Origin of the sequence: Bacillus sp. V2I10, assembly GCF_030817055.1 — a bacterium.
Lineage (GTDB): Bacteria > Bacillota > Bacilli > Bacillales > Bacillaceae > Bacillus_P.
In genome coordinates this window covers 2,853,252-2,871,420 of the sequence record NZ_JAUSYV010000001.1, presented here as the reverse complement: position 1 = coordinate 2,871,420, position 18,169 = coordinate 2,853,252, and the positions used below count along the sequence as shown (strand labels likewise).

The following is an 18,169-nucleotide window of genomic DNA, read 5'->3' as shown; positions in this document are numbered from 1 at the left end:
TATCACAATCCGTTCTTCTTATCAGGAGAAGAATATATAGTATGATGTTCCTTTAGAACCTTTATATATTCTTTTATTGTATTTACAGCCAATGCTTTAGAGGACCACTTTTTTCGGCCCACACGTTTTTCAATATCTTTTAAATGCAGATATAGCTGATTATCTCCCATAAGTCTTACTATTTGTTCCTTCAAAGCCAAGCTATTTTCTTTTTCGAATAATAAACCGGTTTCACCATCAATGATCATTTCTGGTATTCCACCTGCGGTAGATGCAATAACAGGAAGTCCAACAATCTGCGACTCCATGATGGTAAAAGGAAGATTATCCTGTAAGGAAGGCAATATCATAATATTTGCAATTCTCATTAATGATGGAATATCGTCACGGTCTCCTAAAAATTTAACATGTTCTAGCAGCCCTAACTCCTCTGTCATTGCAACAAGCCTTTCTTTTAAGTCCCCATCTCCAGCTAACCAGCATATAAAATCAGATCTTTCATTTTTCAGAGCATGCAAGGCATGCAACAATGTTTTATGCCCTTTTACCGGAACTAAACGTGCAGGGCACAATAAGATCCAGCGTTTATCATTTTTCATGTTTTCAAATTCATTAGGCCGACGATATCGTTTCAAAAATGATTCGATATCCATACCATAAGGAATAACTGATAAATGTTTTGAGGGTACGTTAAAGTTATTTGCTAATTCATTATGAAGCCATGTTGTAGGGACGATTGTCCTATTTGAGGATGTGGCACCATAAAATTCTTCATCACTCACATAAACCCACTGAACGCTGTCTTTTCCTGGAATATCCTCAGCTATCACATGTTCATTTGCCAGCAACCCATGAATCGTAGATATTAATGGAACATGCTTAGGTTTTACTCTCCACAATGCTCTTGTCGAAATAATATCTTGAGTATGAATCAAGTCATACTGTTCTAAATCAAATAAAACAGAGCATAACTCCATTGTATACCGCTCAATATCACGCCACCTGACCCAAGGTTCTACATGGGGCAAAAACCTTTGGTAAAACTGGTTGACTTTTTCATATACAATAGCTTTTATTTTCATTTTATTCTCTTTTTTATCGCCGTTTACTAGATAATAATCAACCATATCAGGATGTTGTGCGAGAACATCCACTTCATGACCTAAAAGTTCAAGTTCCTTTTTCAATAAGTTAACATACTCATTAACACCGCCAACATGTGGTAAGTACCAATATGTGGCTAATAAAATTTTCAAAACTTTGTCCCTCCTTTTTCAATACGTATTTGGTTCAGTGAACTATTACATATTATTCTATTGAATTTCAAGAGTAACGGCAGATTACCTGATATAAACATCATTTATTAAATTCCATCACAGCAAAAAAATCACAAGCCTATTTACATACTTCTAGTTAATTGTCTATGTCCATACTTGTTAGCTCGCATAAAATAAGTTGAGTAAACGACGAAAAATGCGAGGCGATTCTTAAATGATTGAAATAAGAAAAGCTAAATTAGCGGTAATTGGTTTAGGTTTTGTAGGCCTCCCACTATCTGTTACATTGGCTGAAAAAGGATTTCATGTGTATGGAATTGATGTTGACAAAAACAAGGTATCTGCTCTTAACAACATGACAAGTTATATAGATGATATTAGCCATTCCAGAGTTAGAAATGTAATTAAAGAAAACTTATTTTATCCTACAGTTGACTTTGATGTGATAAAAGATGCAGATGCAATTATTGTTTGTGTCCCCACTCCCCTTACTTCCTACAAAACTCCTGATTTAACATATGTAATAAATGCTGGAATGGAAATTTCCAAGAGGTTAAAAAGAAACCAGCTAGTTGTGCTGGAAAGTTCAACTTTTCCAGGTACTACCAAAGAAATCCTCCTCCCTATTCTTGAGAAAAAATCATTGAAGGCAGGAGAAGATTTTTTTCTGGCTTATTCACCTGAGCGTATCGATCCAGGAAACAAAGCTTATGATATGTCAAAAATCCCTAAAGTTATTGGAGGTGTTACCGAGAATTGCAAAGATGCAGCATACCATTTGTATTCTGAAATTTATGACCATGTTGTTCCTGTTTCTTCAACAGAAGCTGCTGAATTAACGAAATTACTCGAGAATATCTACCGATTCATCAACATTTCATTTATAAATGAAATGGCAGTGCTATCAGATCAGTTGAAAGTTAATATATGGGAGGTTATAGATGCTGCTGCTACCAAACCCTATGGATTTTCACCTTTTTATCCAGGTCCAGGAATAGGCGGACATTGTATTCCAGTTGATCCTTTGTACTTACAATGGAAGCTGCAACAGTATGAGGAAAGCAGTGACTTTATTAAACTATCTGATTCAATGAATGAAAGAATGGTTCAATATATTGTGAATCGTACAAAGGATTTATTACTTCACTCGAAAAATTTCACAAGTTCAAATATCCTTCTTTACGGAGTCACTTACAAAAAGGATGTTGCTGATACAAGGGATTCCACTGCTGTTGAAATATTAGAGAAATTCAAAAAAGAAGGAGCCTCAATTTCTTATCACGATCCTTTTGTGCCTGAATTGAAGGTGGGTGATCAACTTTTTAAAAGTGTTGAATTGGATGAAATGCTTAAACATAGAATAGATTGCGTAGTTATTTTAACTGACCACTCACAAATACCATTGAATCTTCTAATAGAACATGCTGACATCGTTTTTGATACAAGGAATGTCACCAAAGATATAATTGATCGATCGAAAATCGTACGATTAGGAGGAGGGGAAAATTTATGAGGATTCTTGTGACTGGCGGGGCCGGTTTTATTGGATCACACCTAGTAGAACAACTCTTAAAAAAAGGACACAAAGTTGTTGTAATTGATGATTTATCCAATGGGAAAATGAATAATCTAGAAACGATTATGTCGAGTTATGAAAATATATCTCTATTAAAAGGCAGTATTCTTAATCGAGAATTAGTTGATAAATTAATAAAGGATTGCGATGCTGTTTATCATCTTGCCGCTGTCCTGGGAGTTAAAAATACTGTTGAAAACCCATTAAAGGTAATTGACGGATGTATATTGGGGACTAGAAATATCCTTGAATCAGCTTATCTTAATAAAGTAAAAGTTATTTTTTCATCCACTTCAGAAATATATGGGAAAAATGATGTTTTACCATTTAAAGAGGATTCCAATCGGGTACTAGGCCCTCCTCAGACAAACAGGTGGTGTTATGCAACAGCAAAAGCCCTTGATGAGCATTTATGTTTTGCATACAGTGATATGGGATTACCCGTCACAATTGTAAGATTCTTTAATACGTATGGACCACGTCAAACCTCATCTCAATATGGGGGTGTTATTCCAAAGTTTATAGTTGCAGCCCTAAATAATGAAGTTATTACCGTTTATGGAGATGGTACACAAACAAGATGCTTTACTTTTATAAATGATACTATTGATGCCATTTTACCGTGTTTAGATGACTCTGCAAACGGTCATGTCTTCAATGTTGGATCAAATGAAAGAATATCTGTTTACGAGCTGGCTTGTTTAATAAAAAAACTTACAAATTCATCATCTGAAATAGTTAAAATTCCTTATGATGAAGCATACGGGAAAGGATATGAGGATATGCAAGATCGAGAACCTGATATTTCAAAAGCAAGGAATATGCTTAACTATTCACCTTCCGTAAATTTAACAGCAGGATTAACAGAAACTATTAATTGGTATCGGAATATCTAACCTTGCCCTTTTTATAATAATTGCTCAGACTATGTTTAAAATAAGGATTCAAATAAAAATGATCTTGTAATAAACGGAGATAAACCTATTGGTATTTTCTCCGTTTATTAATTTAAACAAGTATAGTGTTTACTTATTTATCTAATACAACGATATACGCTGCTTTAACTGGTCCATGAACACCTACAATAAGATTGAGTTCAATATCGGCACTGTTGCTAGGTCCAGTAATAAAATCAACACATGACGAAATATGATTCCCCTTTTGGAATTGGGCGCTTATGCGCTCTGCAGCTTGAGTCAATCTTGGTACAATCGTACTTTTTGAAATGATGCAGAGATAAGTTTTAGGAAGCAGATTAATGGACCTCCCTTTGTTTTCATCATTGAACACCACAACGGTTCCTGATTCAGCAAGGGTCAAATCACTGAAGGTGATCCCAATGTCTGCTTTCTCAGAAGCTTCGATATTTTTCTCTTTTAAAGCCGGATCCCATTCGTGAACATGTATGCCTGCCATCGGCCAAGCTTTCAAGATATCATTGGTCAAACGAAATTCTTGAAAGCGTTCGTCTTTAGCGATTACTGCTGTTTTAACATCATACTCGTTAAAAACATGCATGATTTTATCAGACAGCTGAGAAGAAGTCGTTTCAATAAATTGTGTATGAATTAACTGGCACTGTTTTTTTAAAAACTTCTACAAGTTCATCCGCATCCGCATTTATTAATACATCCCATTGAGGAGAAAGGGACCAATGGGGTTTAGTAACTGACTTTCTTCTTTCACGTGCTAGTTGTGCTGCAACTGTTTCAAGAAAAGGTTCCCGATTCTGTATCTTACCCTTTATCATTTCCGCTCTCCTCCCTTCCCTTCATCCAATCTCTGAATCTCTCTTTACTTGGAGCAGGAAAGTCTCGTACATCTGTCCACGGCTTGATAGGACCAGGTCCTTTTTTGATGCTGCCTGCGCTTGTAAATGGTGACATAACCGCTGATGCTGATTTGGTTCCTGCGCCGTATAAATTTGGAGAGCTTGCAGCCAATTGATAGCCTTTCATCGCAAGCTTTTCCCCAAATGTGGATTTCCCTTCATCTTCGACAATTTTTCGGCGATGCTTTATTAATAATTCGTGCAAAGGAATTTTCACAGGACAGGCATCAGTGCATGCTGCACATAATGATGATGCAAATGGAAGCTCTTTGTAATCATCATAGCCTCCAAGCAGAGGCGAAAGGACGGCGCCAATTGGACCCGCATAGATCGATCCGTAGGAATGACCTCCAATATGACGATAAACAGGACACACATTTACACATGCTGCACAGCGGATGCAATGAAGCGCGCTTTGAAACTCAGTGCCTAAAATTTTTGAACGGCCGTTATCTACTATTACAAGATGAAATTCTTCAGGGCCGTCAGCGTCCCCATCATTTTTCGGACCTGTTAATCCCGTGATGTAGCTTGTTAACTTTTGTCCTACTGCGCTTCTGCACAGCAAACTGACTAACACATCAAGCTCTTCCCATGCAGGAACGATGCGCTCCATCCCCATCACCGTTATTTGCGTTTTTGGCAATGCTGTTACAAGGCCAGCATTTCCTTCATTTGTAACCAAACAGATCGAGCCGGATTCTGCTACTGCAAAGTTGCACCCTGTAATACCCAGATCTGCACTCAGGAAATCCTTGCGAAGCTGTTCTCTGGCGAATAGAGCGAGCTCTTCAGGCATTTCTGATTTTTCGTAGCCCCGTTTTTCTTTAAATGTATCACGAATTTGTTCTTTGTTTTTATGAAGAGCAGGAACAACAATATGCGAAGGAGGATCGTGATCATCAAGCTGAAGAATATATTCCCCAAGATCTGTCTCGATCACTTCACAGCCTGCTTTTTCTAAAGCATTATTTAAGTGGATTTCTTCTGTTACCATTGACTTTGATTTGACAACCTTTTTCGCCTGTTTTTGAACAGCAATGTCTGTTATGTATTTGTTAGCTTCTTCTTTTGTTGCGGCAAAAAAAACATGTCCGCCGCGTTTTGCCACATTTTCGCTTAACTGCTCCAAATAATAATCCAGATTTTCCATCGTATGTGTGCGGATTTCTTCCCCAAGTTTCCGCCACTCTTCCCAGTTTCCAAGCTCTTCCGTTGCCTGCAGACGCCTTCCCTGCATGCGTTCTTGTGCAGAAGCAACTGCATTTCTCATGAACGGATTATTTACCCCTTTTTCAACCCGGTCGAAAAAAGCTTCGTTTCCTATTTTCATTGGCATGTTATTTCACCCCGCTATTCAGCACTTCTGCAATATGCATTACTTTAATAGGTATCCCTTTGCGATTGATTCTCCCGCCGATATTCATCAAACAGCCGCAGTCTGCACCAATTAATAATTCTGCATCTGTATCTTGAATATGCTTGATCTTCTCGTCTACCATCTGCTCTGAAATGGAAACCATTTTAACGGAAAACGTTCCGCCAAATCCGCAGCAATCATGACTGTTAGGAAGAGGTGTTACATTTAAACCGCTTACATTCTTAAGTAATGTTTCAGGAGCATCGGTCACACCGAGGAGCCTGGTCATGTGACACGATTTATGATAAGTAGCATGTGCATGAAGAGACGCATTTACATTTTCAACCTTCAGAACTTCAATTAAAAATTGCGTTAGCTCATATGATTTTTCAGCAAGCTGATGCGCCTTTTCCCTCCAGTCACGATCATTTGCAAACAGTTCCTTATATTCATGCAGCATGGCCACACATGAACCGGATGGCCCTACAACATAATCAGATTGCTCAAAAGCTGTGATCATATGCTTTGCCACTTCTCTCGTTTCCTTATGATAGCCGCTATTATAGGCAGGCTGGCCGCAGCAGGTCTGACTTTTTGGGAAATCAACTTCACAGCCAAGCTTTTCAAGTAATTCAACCGTGCTTTTGCCGACATTTGAATAGAATACATCTGCTAAACATGTAATGAACAAAGATACTTTCAAAAAAACTCCTCCTATTCTTTAGTGTCTATTCCTTTATTATACACTATTTGAATATTTGAATATTTCAAAAAGGTCCAATATAGAACCTTTATCTTCATTATTCAGTTTCCATCGATTCAATCAGCAAATCGGCCAGGTGAATGGCACGAGTATTTTCTTCAAGTCCTTCTCTAAAAATTCCGAGTTTCATTTGCAGGAGTCACATTCAGAGAAATGAAAGAAACCGTTTTAAAAAAAATATATAAAAAACCAAAGATAAAAAAACATGTGCAGTCTAATCAAGCACATGTTTTTTCTTGTTTTTTTCCTTCATTAAAACTGTTTTTTTATTTGCATCTAAAGTAATGATGACATCAGCCATTTTTGTAAACAAACCATTTTCGACTACACCAGGGATCATATTAAGAACGGTTTCCAATTTATTTGGCTGTGAATTTTTAGGAATCTCACAGTCGAAGATATAATTGTGATTATCTGTTATATAAGGATTCCCATTCGAGAGCCGCATTTCAGGGACACAGCCAATTGAGCTGATTTGTTTTGCAGTCCGCTCATATCCAAATGGAATCACTTCAACCGGAAGCCGAAATGAACCCAGTTTTGCTGACAATTTAGATGAATCTGCTACAACTATAAAGGTATTAGCTGCAGCAGCAATGATTTTTTCCCTTAATAATGCTCCACCGCCTCCTTTTATCAGATTCAGGTCTGGATCCACTTCATCCGCTCCATCGATGGCTACATCAAGATAAGTGACTTCTTTAAAACTTGTAAGAGGTATTCCGAATTCATGTGCCAGTTTTTCTGTGGCCTTTGAAGTAGGGATCCCTTTAATTTGGAGTCCTTCTTTGACAAACTGACCAAGCTTCTCAAGCGTATAGTAGACAGTTGAGCCAGTACCAAGACCCACGATCATGCCGTCTTTAACGAATTCAGCAGCTTTTTCACCGACTAGTTTTTTTTCATTCATTGGTTTCTCCTTAAACATTTGAAATAATAATATCTCATTTCTTTTAAATCCCTGTTTTCTAAAATGGTTCTTTACAATTAATTTTGTTTAATTGAAGGGTAAGTGGTGTTGACTGAATGTTATTGGATCTGAGCAAGTTGGTTCTTTTAAAATATATAATGCTATATTAATCGCACATCAAGCAAAGCAAGCCGCAGGCAGATTGATTATCAGTACAATCTTTAAACGATTCAATTGGGCGAAAACCCTTTTTGACTCAAGAATATCTGCTCTTCAGGAAATACTTTTTTAAATCTGTCATATACGATTTGATAAGATGAAGGACTAAACCATTCTTCTAAACCCAGTTCTTTATACTTTAAATCCACACCTAGATTTTTGGTTCTTTTTCCACCGCTGCCGTCCCCCATAAAGTAATCGTCAACACAAATACGATTTACTATATTGTCTAATTTTACCGGAAATTCTTCACTGCTTGGCAAGACTGGTGCTATTGTTGCTTGTACAGGTACACCTGCATCTGACAAAAGCTGAAGGGTCTTTAACCTGCCTTCAATCGGAGGAGCACTTGGTGTAAAATATTTTCGAATGTCTTCTCTATCCGTTTCAATGGTCATGCTAACCCGAACCTTATCCTTAAGTTTTGTAAATAAATGAATGTCTCTTTTAACTAGCGGACTTCGCGTCTGCACAAACAAAAAGTCAGGTTGATTGAGTACCATGACTTCCAGTAAAGAACGTGTAATTTTTTCTAAATACTCTGCTGGCTGGTAAGGGTCAGTGCTTGAAGACATAAAAATGGTCACTTTTCCTTTAGTTTTTGCCCGTGAAAGCTCTTTGTCCAATAAATCAGCAGCCCCTTTTTTCACATCAACCCAGGTCCCCCATTCTTCTTTCCTGAAGATTGAAACGGGCATTTTCCTTACATAACAGTATGAACAGCCGAATGAACACCCGGTATAAGGATTTAATGAGTGGCTGTAGTCAGATAAAAAACCTGTGGCTTTGTTAAGAATTGTTTTAGGGTTTTTATATAATAATTGAGTTCTCATCTTACATCGCCTTTACTTTGCATCGTGAAAAATAATTCCCATTCCATATCGCGTTCCAGATAACAAAGTGCTGACCCCGTGTCGTACCGTATTTTTGTAATAGCCCCGCTTTCCTTCTACCGGCCGGTGGTTTGCAGGAAAAATAAGTGCTTCCCCTTGTTCTAATGTAATCACATGCCCCCTGCTCTGTGCGCGGGGACGCTGTTCCACAAGAATTGATTCGCCTCCAGTGTAATCCTCTCCACGCTTGCTTAACGTAATCAGAACTTGAAACGGAAAAAATACATCCCCATATAAATCTTGATGCAGACAGTTATAACCGCCTTCTTCATATTTCAGGATTAAAGGAGTTGGGCGGTTCTGTCCTTTTTTATGGCAAACTTCTAGAAATGCAGCCAGTGTATCTGGGTAAACAGCTTCCTTGCCTAATAGTTCTAACCATCGATTGGATGCTTTTGCCAGTTCCGGGTAGAATGAAGTACGCAGCACCTGCAATAATGAAGGTAATGGAGAATCAAAATATTTATATTCCCCTTCGCCGAAGCGATAACGACTCATATTTATTGTGCTGCGATACAGGTCTTCTTGTTCATACAGCCTCATAAACTCTTGACATTGTTCAGGATTAAGGAGAGGGGGCAATTTTACAAACCCCACCTTGTCTAATTCCTGATGAATTTTGTACCAGCTGAGTGAATTAATTTTAGAACTCACTTCATCATGCATTTGGCATCCCCCCATTTTGAGATTCTAATTGGAGCAGATATTGTTTCATCTCCGTGCCTCCCCGGTAACCTGTTATAGCTCCATTCTTTCCAATTACACGGTGGCACGGCACAGTGATCAAAACTGGATTGGCACCAATCGCTGTTCCAACAGCACGAACCGCTGAAGGTCTTTGAACGAGCACAGCTATATCTGAATAGGAACATGTTTTCCCATAAGGAATTTGCTTTAAGGCTTCCCAAATCACTTCTTGAAATGGTGTGCCTTTTACATCTACTCTTAATGAAAAAGATTGCCGAACTCCTTCAAAATATTCTCTCAGTTCATTTATATATGGCATTAAAGCTTCTTCATTAACGGTCAGGCTCGCATTAGGAAAGCGTTTTTGAATCCAGGCTTTAAGCTCTTCAAACGATTGACCTGGTGAACCTATATAACAAAGTCCTTTTTCCGTCTTTGCTACATATAATTGCCACTGGCCGTATTCCAGTATAGCCCAATTAATGATTTGTTTTTCAGTGTTCATCTCTATTCACAAGCTCCTTCTTCAAGTTTTGGCGGAAAGCTATTCGATAGCCTGAGGGTGTATATCCCAACTTCTTTTTAAATAGCGTAATAAAATATGGTATGCTTGAGAATCCCACAGCAAGGCCGATGTCAGATATCGATAACCCGGATGTCTCAAGCAGATAGATTGCTTTTTCCAGACGAATTTGCTGAACATATTCAGATGGTGTTATGCCTTTAACACGTTTAAACAATCGCTGCAGGTGATAAGGACTGCCATGGGATACCTCCGCCAATATTTGCAATGTGAGAGACTCAAAATAATGCTGATCAATCCATTGAACAATTTGTTCAATCCATTCCTCAGCAGGCAAATGCAAGCCGTCAGGTTTACATCGTTTACATGGTCTGAATTTTTCTTCTAAAGCCATGTATGCATTCTTGAAGATGCGAACATTTTCTTTATTAGGCTTCCTTGATTTACAGGAAGGACGGCAAAAGATGCCAGTCGTTTCTACTCCATAATAAAACTTGTCATCATACGCTGAGTCACATTCCGTAATAGCCTTCCAGTAAACATCAGAAATGTTCGGTTTATTCATTTTCAACACGTTCACCTCCGTTTTCAGTATATACTTATAACGTTGGGAACCAAACACTTACTCAATATAATAGCAAGATAAAGTAATTTAATAATAAGAAGATTAAAAGCATATTTTATATGATTCTTTCGCTTTTCTTAGCATCCGTTCAAACGTGAATCGACTTTCGCCAAATCCCTTCAATTTTTCATTGATGACTTTTACTAGCGTTCCAATCTTGGCGTTGGCCACACCTGCATATTTTGCAGAGAACCGGACTAGGCGTTTGAACGCGACTAATTCCCCTTTGGTGAAATCCTTTTTATGTTCGGCTAGGAACATTACAATGGTATTGTTAAACTCTTTTATACTGCTAAACTTGCTGTACTCTTTGAAGTTTTCAATTCTTCCTGCTACCAACATTGCTTTTCTTCCTTTCTGGAAGATAAAAGAAAAAGGCGAACTTTACCCCTTATTACAGACAGATAAGGAAAAAAAGGAGAAATCGAAAGAAATGACTTTGCATAAGCCTTTGAACGAAGTGGCGCTAATGTAATGTTTATGCAAATCGGTAATAAATCCAACATATGCAGCAGGAAGTAAATCGCTTATCTCAATTAGCAGAAAAACAAAATGAACCAAGATTACTTGAAGATGGCAAAATAAATAAGCTACAGGAGGATAACGAGGTTCTAAATTTGGTAAAAGATTTAATTAGTTCGGATCAATATTTAAAAGATACCTTTAATGTGTACATAAAGAGCAAAAGAAGGAGGAAATAAATAAACAGGCTGAATTAGAGGATAAGAGTTAATTGAGACTCAACTGATCAGTAAAAAGAAAGAGAAAAAAGGATTGTTATCCAAAATTTTTGGATGAAGCAAAACGACGCACATTAATCTCATATCTTTAACAATTTTATAGAATGTGTCTTTTTTAGATACTAAACCTTGGAATATTTAAAATCCCAAGGGCTTACACCTTAAACGCTATTTATTCTTAAATAAGGTTATTTTTTCACTTCATTTGAATGTATGACTTTGTAAATGATCGTACATTTCATAAAGCCGCCGATGGGCGGCCTTCTTATGACGCTAATTCACCCGTTAGTTCAAGAAAAGCGTACCTTTCAGCAAAAAGCCAAAGGGTACACTTTTGTGTGCAGTATTTTTCTTTTCTTATCTGGTAATGCGTATAGCCTGTTACACGTTAGTTTGCTTATACTCTACGAATCACTTTTTTATTTTTTCCATTTTAAATTATTTGATTGAGTGTTACCTGCGATCTAAAAAGGACTTCGAATGAACGCAAAGTCAGGTAATATCTTAAAGTTTGATTCATTTATTTTCTTATCGAATATACTAATCATTTAATCCCTTTCCATTGAGAATTTTCTGCATACATTTTTCAACCCTTGACTCTCGAGTTTTGGATTGTTTGGGTTGAGAAAAATAAAGAATGTATGCTCTTTGCCGTCCCGGGGTCAATGCTTCAAAAGCAGTTTTCAAAGCAGGGATTTCACCGAATTTATTTTGAAGTTCTTCAGGAATTATGAATTCTGTATTCTTTTTAAAATTCACTTCCAAACCGGCTTTTTCAACTTCAATGGCTTCATAAATATAGGCTTTCAAGATGGTTTCCATTTCAATTATTTCTTGAACATTGGTGAACCGAATCTGGCGCGCCGCCTGTACATTCTCCGTTTGTTGGATTAGAATCCCATGGGGATCCTGTAACAAGGCACCTTTGTGAAACAGAAGCGCGCAATATTCTTTAAATCCATGTATTAAAACGATGTTTTTGTTCTCAAACATGTAACAAGGATGCATCCACTTAATATCTTCGGTCAGCTCACAGTCAAGAACGATATTTCTCAACGTCTCAAATTCTTCCTTCCACTTTTTTGTTTTTCTTAAAAATCCATCAACCTTACGATTCTTTCTACTATTTGTCATCAAGGAACACCCCTATTTCCGAGCAGTTTGCTTTTTCCTATACGTTAGCTAAATACTAAAAAACAGGTTCAGAGGTTTGGTATTACATTTCCTCTAACAATTTTTTAAGTTCTTCGCCCATTCTCGCCCAACCATATTTCGCACCATTGAACGCTTGATCTTCTTTTTCGAATCCTGTTTGTTCAAGATGTAAGTAGGTTGTTCCATCCTCGTGCTTTAATGTCCATGTGACTGTAGTGTTTATCCCACCACCTACCCAAGTGTAAGATAACTTATAAGGCTCTTCCACTTCAAGAACTACGGAATCAATAATTAAATTCCACTGTTCATTCCGAAACTGAAATTTATGTCCGACGACAGGTTTAAAATCATTAGCCATTATCCATTTCGCAAGAGTATTTGCATCCGTTAAGGCGAGCCATGCCTTCTCGATCGGGCTCTTAAAATTAAAATCTTGTGATACTGTCCAGAATTTCCTGTAAAACGATACCCAATCCTCAATTTCTCTCAATGGGGCAGCATTCAGCCGATAACGCGTTTCCCTGCCGACCTTTCTGCTGATTACGAGACCAGCCTCTTTAAGGATTGCCAAATGCTTTGAAACCGCAGTACGACCCATTTCAAAATGAACGGTCAACTCATTGAGTGGCAATTCTTCCACGTCCGCCAACAAACGTAGCAATTTACGTCTTGTTGGGTCAGCGATGGCTACATAAATATCACGCTCTTGATTTTTCTCGTTCAAAATCACCCCCCCCCTTTAATTGGACACTAATTGGTGTCTTAATTATATGACACTAATTGGTGTCCTGTCAATTTTATTTTTGACATCATGGTATTTGTTTTATTCTCCTATCATCAAGTTTATAGGTTCCTTCTTTATTATTTGTTCAATAGATTAAGCTTCAAACTTATTAAATCCTTTTTACAACTAAACTCACCCTTTACTTTAAAAAAGTGAGCATTTCACTTCTTAAAGGAACATCCTTTTGTGGAGGAATGTTAGGGGGTTTTAATAATAAGCAAGTTACCGTTGCCTATTAAAAAAGCAAGGCCCGATTGGCCCTGCTTGTTATTTGACTATTACTGTTCCAACCATTCCTTCCTTGAAATGGTACCGACATATCAGTTCATATGTACCGGACTTTTTCGGTTTTACAGTAATGGTTTTTTCTTTTCCTGGCTGGACTTCGGCGTCAATTCCGAGCTTTTTCACTGTGAAGGTGTGTTCTTTCTTACCTTCGTTTTTCAATATCAACGGTGTCGTTTTTCCATTGAGAAGAGTGATGACTTTCGGATTAAAGTAATCATCGTTCAACTTGACCTCAATTGCTTTCACCGTCTCCAATGAGTTACGACACCGGATTCGGCAAATACGCCGAGTGAGCCTAAACCTTCGTCATTAGCCCATCGTATTCGTTCAATGAAATCCCTTCTTCGGAGTTCTATCATAAGTATTTTTAATAAACTAACATAGGAGCAACGATTTAGATAATAAATGTTGCTCCATTCAATTATTGCACCCGTTAGCTCAACAAGACAAAGTTAAATACTTTTCATTTTTGTAGATTTTTCTTCATAAGAGATGCCACTTGTAGATTATCTTGATTAGAAGTGTTTTCTAGATGCTTAATAATTAATTCTTGACGTTCCACAGGGTGATTTTGACTTAATTTAGCTTTTGCTTCTATTTTTGTGATTTTTATTTTAAAAGCTACAATTCCTTTACTCATTCCCTCGATAAAACTAGGTTCTACATTTTTTAAATTGTATGGACTATCTTGGCTTTCATATTTATTTACCATATCATTTAAAGAATCGAATATTATTTTTTGATCTTCGACAATCTCCATCGTTCCATATAAATGGATAGACACATAATTCCAAGTAGGTACTGCCTTCATTGTTTCGTACCAAGAAGGTGAAATATAACAGTGGGGACCCTGGAAAACCACAAGAACTTGTTGGTTTTCTATATCCTCCCATTGTTTGTTCGGGAGAGCAAAATGACCATATACAGCACTTTCACCTTTATTTAATGTGAGTGGAAGATGTGTAGCGTATGGTTCTCCGTTGTGCTGAGAAAATAAAGTGGCAAAGCTGTATTTTTCGATAAAATCATAAATCATTTCTTCATCTTCGAGTTTAAAATGTTTAGGTATATACATGATTTAGTCCTCCTTAATTAAGCCTTTGAAATTGGTGGTTATGTGAAACTTTAAAAATAAAGATTCGATATGAGATATTGTATAATGCAAACTGACATCTAAAAAGGTACAATTATTAATAAAAGAGCATGTCAAAGGTGATTGTAAATGAAAAATACCATTTTTGCCTTTAAGGATGACTCTTCCAAATACAAACAAATCTACGAGCAGTTTAAATTATTTATTGAGCGTGAAGACATACCGGCTGGTGATCGATTGCCCTCCATTCGTCAACTCGCAGGCTCCCTTCAAGTTAGCCGCAATACGACATTAATGGCATATGAGCAGCTTGTAGCTGAAGGCTATATCCGAGGAGAGGGTCGAAAGGGGTATTTTGTAAATGAATTAGAGCCGCTTTTATTTCAAGATGCCTTAGTTCTTCCTAATAAAAAGCAAACAAAGTCGGGGACACCAGTCCTAATAGATTTCCGAGCAGGAGCTGTAGATCAAGCCAATTTCCCCCTGAAAATTTGGAGGAGAATAGCAAATCAAGTTTTAACATTACAGGAGAGTTTTCGATACGGAGAAACCTTTGGTGAAGTGTTCTTGCGTGAACAAATCGCCACATATTTACTCCAATCTCGTGGGGTGAAAACAGATCCAAATGCGATTATAATCGGCAGTAGTACCCAACAAATGCTGATCAATCTTGGACAAATTCTGAAGGATGATTTCTCTGGCATTATCGTAGAGGACCCAGGGTATGATGGAGCTAGGGAAGCTTTTCGATTCCATCGTTTAACGCTTGAAACTTTACCAGTTTATGAAACAGGTACTGAATTTTCAAAATTAGAACAAATGAGGTCACGGTTAATCTATGTAACACCCTCCCATCAAAGTCCACTTGGAGTAAGCATGTCCATTCAACAAAGGCAAATGCTTATTCATTGGGCTAACAAGATGCACGGATATATTATTGAAGACGATTATGATAGTGAATTTCGGTATACGCAACAACCATTTCCTGCACTTGCATCGATTGATTCAACAAGAGTTATTTATCTAGGGAATTTCTCAAAGTCCTTTCTTCCAGGAATCCGTCTAAGTTATATGGTGCTGCCACAGCGACTTTTAAACCGTTATAAAAACCAATTTCTGAATTTCGAATGTACCACTTCCCTTCTTAGCCAGCTCACAATGGCTAAATTTATGGAAGAGGGAGAATGGATTCGCCATATTAAACGTATGCGTCTTGTTTATAAGAGAAAAATGCAGTGCATAGTTTCAGAATTAAAAAATCAATTCAAACAAAATATATCCATTATTGGGGAGCAATCTGGTTTGTACTTACTAGTTAAGATACATCTAAAACGTTCAGAGGAATGGCTAATCGAGCGTGCTTCCTATTCTGGTGTAAAAGTGTATCCTACCTCCATTTATTTCATAAAAAATCATTCTGATGATCCAATTATTAAACTTGGGTTCAGTAATCTTTCTTGTGAGGAAATCCAGTTAGGCGTGAAGCTTTTAAAAAAGGCTTGGTCATAAAAAACACCCTTTATAGTCCTACACTTACAAGAAACGGTGAAGTAAAGCTTGAGGATGCAGTTTTATGCTGCATCCTCAATTATTCCTCTTATTAAGCTAACCTCCCATTTCCTAATCAACTCATCACCTAAAAGCAACGCTATAGCACAAAGAACCAAAAACCACCAACCGTAACCTTTCCAGTATGTTGTGGCTAAAACTGACATTGTAAAATACCACGTAAATTTTACTAACCAATATAAATACCTCATTTTAACGCCCTTCCTAAAGAAGATTTCGCGCACATGTAGTTAAAAATTTAAAATTACTGAGTAAATTAATAATAACCCAAATAAGATTGTAACGGGTTTTAAAAACATACAAAGGAAGGATTACTATTATAAAGAAAAAAATAAAGGCGAAAACATCACCAATAAAAGAACCAGATGAAGAAAAGGAATTATCAATAAACTTTTCATTATGATATTTTTTGTTATACCAAATACCCACACAAACAATAAAAATACCAATTATAAGAACAAGTATTTTTCCAATCATATTCCACTCTCCTTCGTATTGAAAAATCGTACCCGTCACATGAATTATTTTTTGGTCTTTACAAATTTAAAATGGATTTTCAGGAAAAGCATCAAATAAATCCTTTTGCTCTATAAGATAACTTGTATAGCCTTATGTATTCTTCTACCAACCGGATTTTTATTCTAAAAGAAACAAAAAATGCTCAGTGTGACTGAGCATTTTTGTAACTATTGCATAGTTGCCAAAATTTCATGCATTTTTTTATCGACTAGAGGATAAAAATTATTTTTTGCATCGTCCGTGGAGTTTCCACCAAAAAATCCAGTACCAGGGCAAGTTTTGATAGCATGTCCGTGACCTGCATCCAGCACTCTTTCCCCTGTATTTATATCCCACCAGTGATGATAAGTGATAGTGTCGACCGTTGGCTGCAAGCCGTATTTCAACATGAGCAAGGCGGTAACGGTAATAATGGTTTCCCTTTGCTCGGCTGTCATGTGTTCAGCATCGAAGTTTCCGACATTTTCAATCGCTAGCGCATCTTTTTCGATTTCGTGCATGACAACTTCATTTAGCAGCCCAAATGAACCTTCGGGAGGTGTGTTGAACGGTCTACCGAGTGCCACTGTACCGTCTGGGAATGTGGTCAATTGCTGACTGATATTGCTCCAATTCATGCCTGTTACATGATAATCCTTCATCCCCTGCATTAACGTAAAATGATTGGATCCGTTGAATGACTGATAAGATGGCTGGTACGTGTGATGCTGTTGGACCTTCCCCACTCTTCTCGTGAATTTTTGGTTAAAAATCCAGTCTTTGAATTCCTCTCTTGTCATCAGGAAAAATTGTCCTTGCATTTTAAGCTTTTTCGGAGGAATCTTTAACTTTTGACCGACATAAATCATATTCGAAGTAAGACCATTTGCTGATTTGATTAATGGAACTGTAGAGGAAAAGGTCTGGGAAAGCTTCCAGAGCGTATCCCCGGGAACAACTTCGTAATCAATGGGAACCCTTAATTTTTGCCCGACTAATAGTAAATCTGTTTGTAAGCCGTTGATTTGCTTCAGGTCCTGCACAGTCGTCTCATAGGTCTGAGCGATCTTCCATAAATAATCTCCTGGTTTTACCTCATAAATGTTTCTCGGGTTATTTTGGGCGTGGACAGGAGATAAATATATGAACATGAATGAGATAGTGAAAATGAGGAGCACAAGATATTTTTTCATACTCTCTGTCCTTTCTGGATGTTCATTGATATTTTTTCATTATCTTTTTATTAGTGTGTAAAACCAGCGAGAAATATTCTTACTCTTTGTACTCCGGATGATGATCAAAAGTACAGCCAAACTAGATAACATCCAGGCTGAAAGGGTTTTTCAAAGATCATCCTTGGAATATAGCCTGATTAGAG

General features: G+C 37.3%; 17 protein-coding genes and 2 pseudogenes. 3 read left to right on the top strand and 16 right to left on the bottom strand.

The window, feature by feature from the left end:
- Positions 1 to 2: 2 nt before the first annotated feature.
- Positions 3 to 1,256 carry a glycosyltransferase family 4 protein gene (locus QFZ72_RS14415; protein ID WP_307434371.1) on the bottom strand — a complete coding sequence of 418 codons (1,254 nt, stop codon included), beginning with the start codon at positions 1,254 to 1,256 and terminating at the stop codon, positions 3 to 5.
- Between the two features lie 235 nt (positions 1,257 to 1,491).
- Between QFZ72_RS14415 and QFZ72_RS14410 the strand changes: the two genes are divergently transcribed.
- The gene (locus tag QFZ72_RS14410; RefSeq protein WP_307434367.1) at positions 1,492 to 2,790 is read left to right on the top strand and encodes a nucleotide sugar dehydrogenase; all 1,299 of its coding nucleotides are present in this window, start codon (positions 1,492 to 1,494) and stop codon (positions 2,788 to 2,790) included.
- Positions 2,787 to 3,749: a GDP-mannose 4,6-dehydratase gene (locus QFZ72_RS14405; RefSeq protein WP_307434364.1), complete on the top strand. Its 963-nt coding sequence runs from the start codon at positions 2,787 to 2,789 to the stop codon at positions 3,747 to 3,749. The genes QFZ72_RS14410 and QFZ72_RS14405 overlap by 4 nt, the downstream gene beginning before the upstream one ends.
- A gap of 133 nt (positions 3,750 to 3,882) precedes the next feature.
- Here QFZ72_RS14405 and QFZ72_RS14400 read toward each other — a convergent pair.
- From QFZ72_RS14400 to QFZ72_RS14335, 13 genes and pseudogenes are all read right to left on the bottom strand, one after another.
- Positions 3,883 to 4,603: pseudogene (locus QFZ72_RS14400) on the bottom strand (LutC/YkgG family protein).
- The gene (locus QFZ72_RS14395; RefSeq protein ID WP_307434362.1) at positions 4,590 to 6,023 is read right to left on the bottom strand and encodes a LutB/LldF family L-lactate oxidation iron-sulfur protein; all 1,434 of its coding nucleotides are present in this window, start codon (positions 6,021 to 6,023) and stop codon (positions 4,590 to 4,592) included. Before QFZ72_RS14395 ends, QFZ72_RS14400 begins: the two are co-directional and overlap by 14 nt.
- Before the next feature lies 1 nt (position 6,024).
- A complete protein-coding gene (locus QFZ72_RS14390; protein ID WP_307434359.1) occupies positions 6,025 to 6,747 on the bottom strand; it encodes a (Fe-S)-binding protein in 723 nt (240 codons plus the stop codon).
- Between the two features lie 274 nt (positions 6,748 to 7,021).
- The gene (rpiA, locus tag QFZ72_RS14385; protein ID WP_307434357.1) at positions 7,022 to 7,717 is read right to left on the bottom strand and encodes a ribose-5-phosphate isomerase RpiA; all 696 of its coding nucleotides are present in this window, start codon (positions 7,715 to 7,717) and stop codon (positions 7,022 to 7,024) included.
- A gap of 230 nt (positions 7,718 to 7,947) precedes the next feature.
- Complete coding sequence (locus tag QFZ72_RS14380; RefSeq protein WP_307434353.1) at positions 7,948 to 8,769, bottom strand: SPL family radical SAM protein; 822 nt, start codon at positions 8,767 to 8,769, stop codon at positions 7,948 to 7,950.
- Between the two features lie 12 nt (positions 8,770 to 8,781).
- Entirely contained in the window at positions 8,782 to 9,495 is a 714-nt protein-coding gene (locus tag QFZ72_RS14375) for a 2OG-Fe(II) oxygenase (RefSeq protein WP_307434351.1), read from the bottom strand.
- Positions 9,488 to 10,021, bottom strand: coding sequence for a methylated-DNA--[protein]-cysteine S-methyltransferase (locus QFZ72_RS14370; RefSeq protein ID WP_307434349.1), 534 nt, complete (start codon positions 10,019 to 10,021; stop codon positions 9,488 to 9,490). Before QFZ72_RS14370 ends, QFZ72_RS14375 begins: the two co-directional genes overlap by 8 nt.
- On the bottom strand, positions 10,011 to 10,604 hold the full coding sequence (locus QFZ72_RS14365; RefSeq protein ID WP_307439770.1) for a bifunctional transcriptional activator/DNA repair enzyme AdaA: 594 nt from the start codon (positions 10,602 to 10,604) through the stop codon (positions 10,011 to 10,013). The genes QFZ72_RS14370 and QFZ72_RS14365 overlap by 11 nt, the downstream gene beginning before the upstream one ends.
- Positions 10,605 to 10,706: 102 nt before the next feature.
- Entirely contained in the window at positions 10,707 to 11,006 is a 300-nt protein-coding gene (locus tag QFZ72_RS14360) for a hypothetical protein (RefSeq protein WP_307434346.1), read from the bottom strand.
- 938 nt (positions 11,007 to 11,944) lie between these two features.
- Positions 11,945 to 12,538 carry a YdeI/OmpD-associated family protein gene (locus QFZ72_RS14355; protein WP_307434343.1) on the bottom strand — a complete coding sequence of 198 codons (594 nt, stop codon included), beginning with the start codon at positions 12,536 to 12,538 and terminating at the stop codon, positions 11,945 to 11,947.
- An 82-nt stretch (positions 12,539 to 12,620) separates the two neighbouring features.
- Positions 12,621 to 13,283, bottom strand: a complete 663-nt coding sequence (locus QFZ72_RS29490; RefSeq protein ID WP_373464554.1) for a metalloregulator ArsR/SmtB family transcription factor — start codon at positions 13,281 to 13,283, stop codon at positions 12,621 to 12,623.
- 327 nt (positions 13,284 to 13,610) lie between these two features.
- Positions 13,611 to 13,990 (bottom strand): annotated as a pseudogene (locus QFZ72_RS14340) (cupredoxin domain-containing protein).
- 104 nt (positions 13,991 to 14,094) lie between these two features.
- A complete protein-coding gene (locus tag QFZ72_RS14335; protein ID WP_307434340.1) occupies positions 14,095 to 14,706 on the bottom strand; it encodes an FMN-binding negative transcriptional regulator in 612 nt (203 codons plus the stop codon).
- 147 nt (positions 14,707 to 14,853) lie between these two features.
- Between QFZ72_RS14335 and pdxR the strand changes: the two genes are divergently transcribed.
- Positions 14,854 to 16,233, top strand: a complete 1,380-nt coding sequence (pdxR, locus tag QFZ72_RS14330) for a MocR-like pyridoxine biosynthesis transcription factor PdxR (protein ID WP_307434338.1) — start codon at positions 14,854 to 14,856, stop codon at positions 16,231 to 16,233.
- Between the two features lie 264 nt (positions 16,234 to 16,497).
- On the opposite strand, the gene QFZ72_RS14325 is transcribed toward pdxR, so the two are convergent.
- Together QFZ72_RS14325 and QFZ72_RS14320 are read right to left on the bottom strand one after the other, a co-directional pair.
- Positions 16,498 to 16,770 carry a hypothetical protein gene (locus QFZ72_RS14325; RefSeq protein WP_307434336.1) on the bottom strand — a complete coding sequence of 91 codons (273 nt, stop codon included), beginning with the start codon at positions 16,768 to 16,770 and terminating at the stop codon, positions 16,498 to 16,500.
- 209 nt (positions 16,771 to 16,979) lie between these two features.
- Positions 16,980 to 17,984: a LysM peptidoglycan-binding domain-containing protein gene (locus QFZ72_RS14320; protein WP_307434333.1), complete on the bottom strand. Its 1,005-nt coding sequence runs from the start codon at positions 17,982 to 17,984 to the stop codon at positions 16,980 to 16,982.
- Positions 17,985 to 18,169 lie beyond the last annotated feature (185 nt).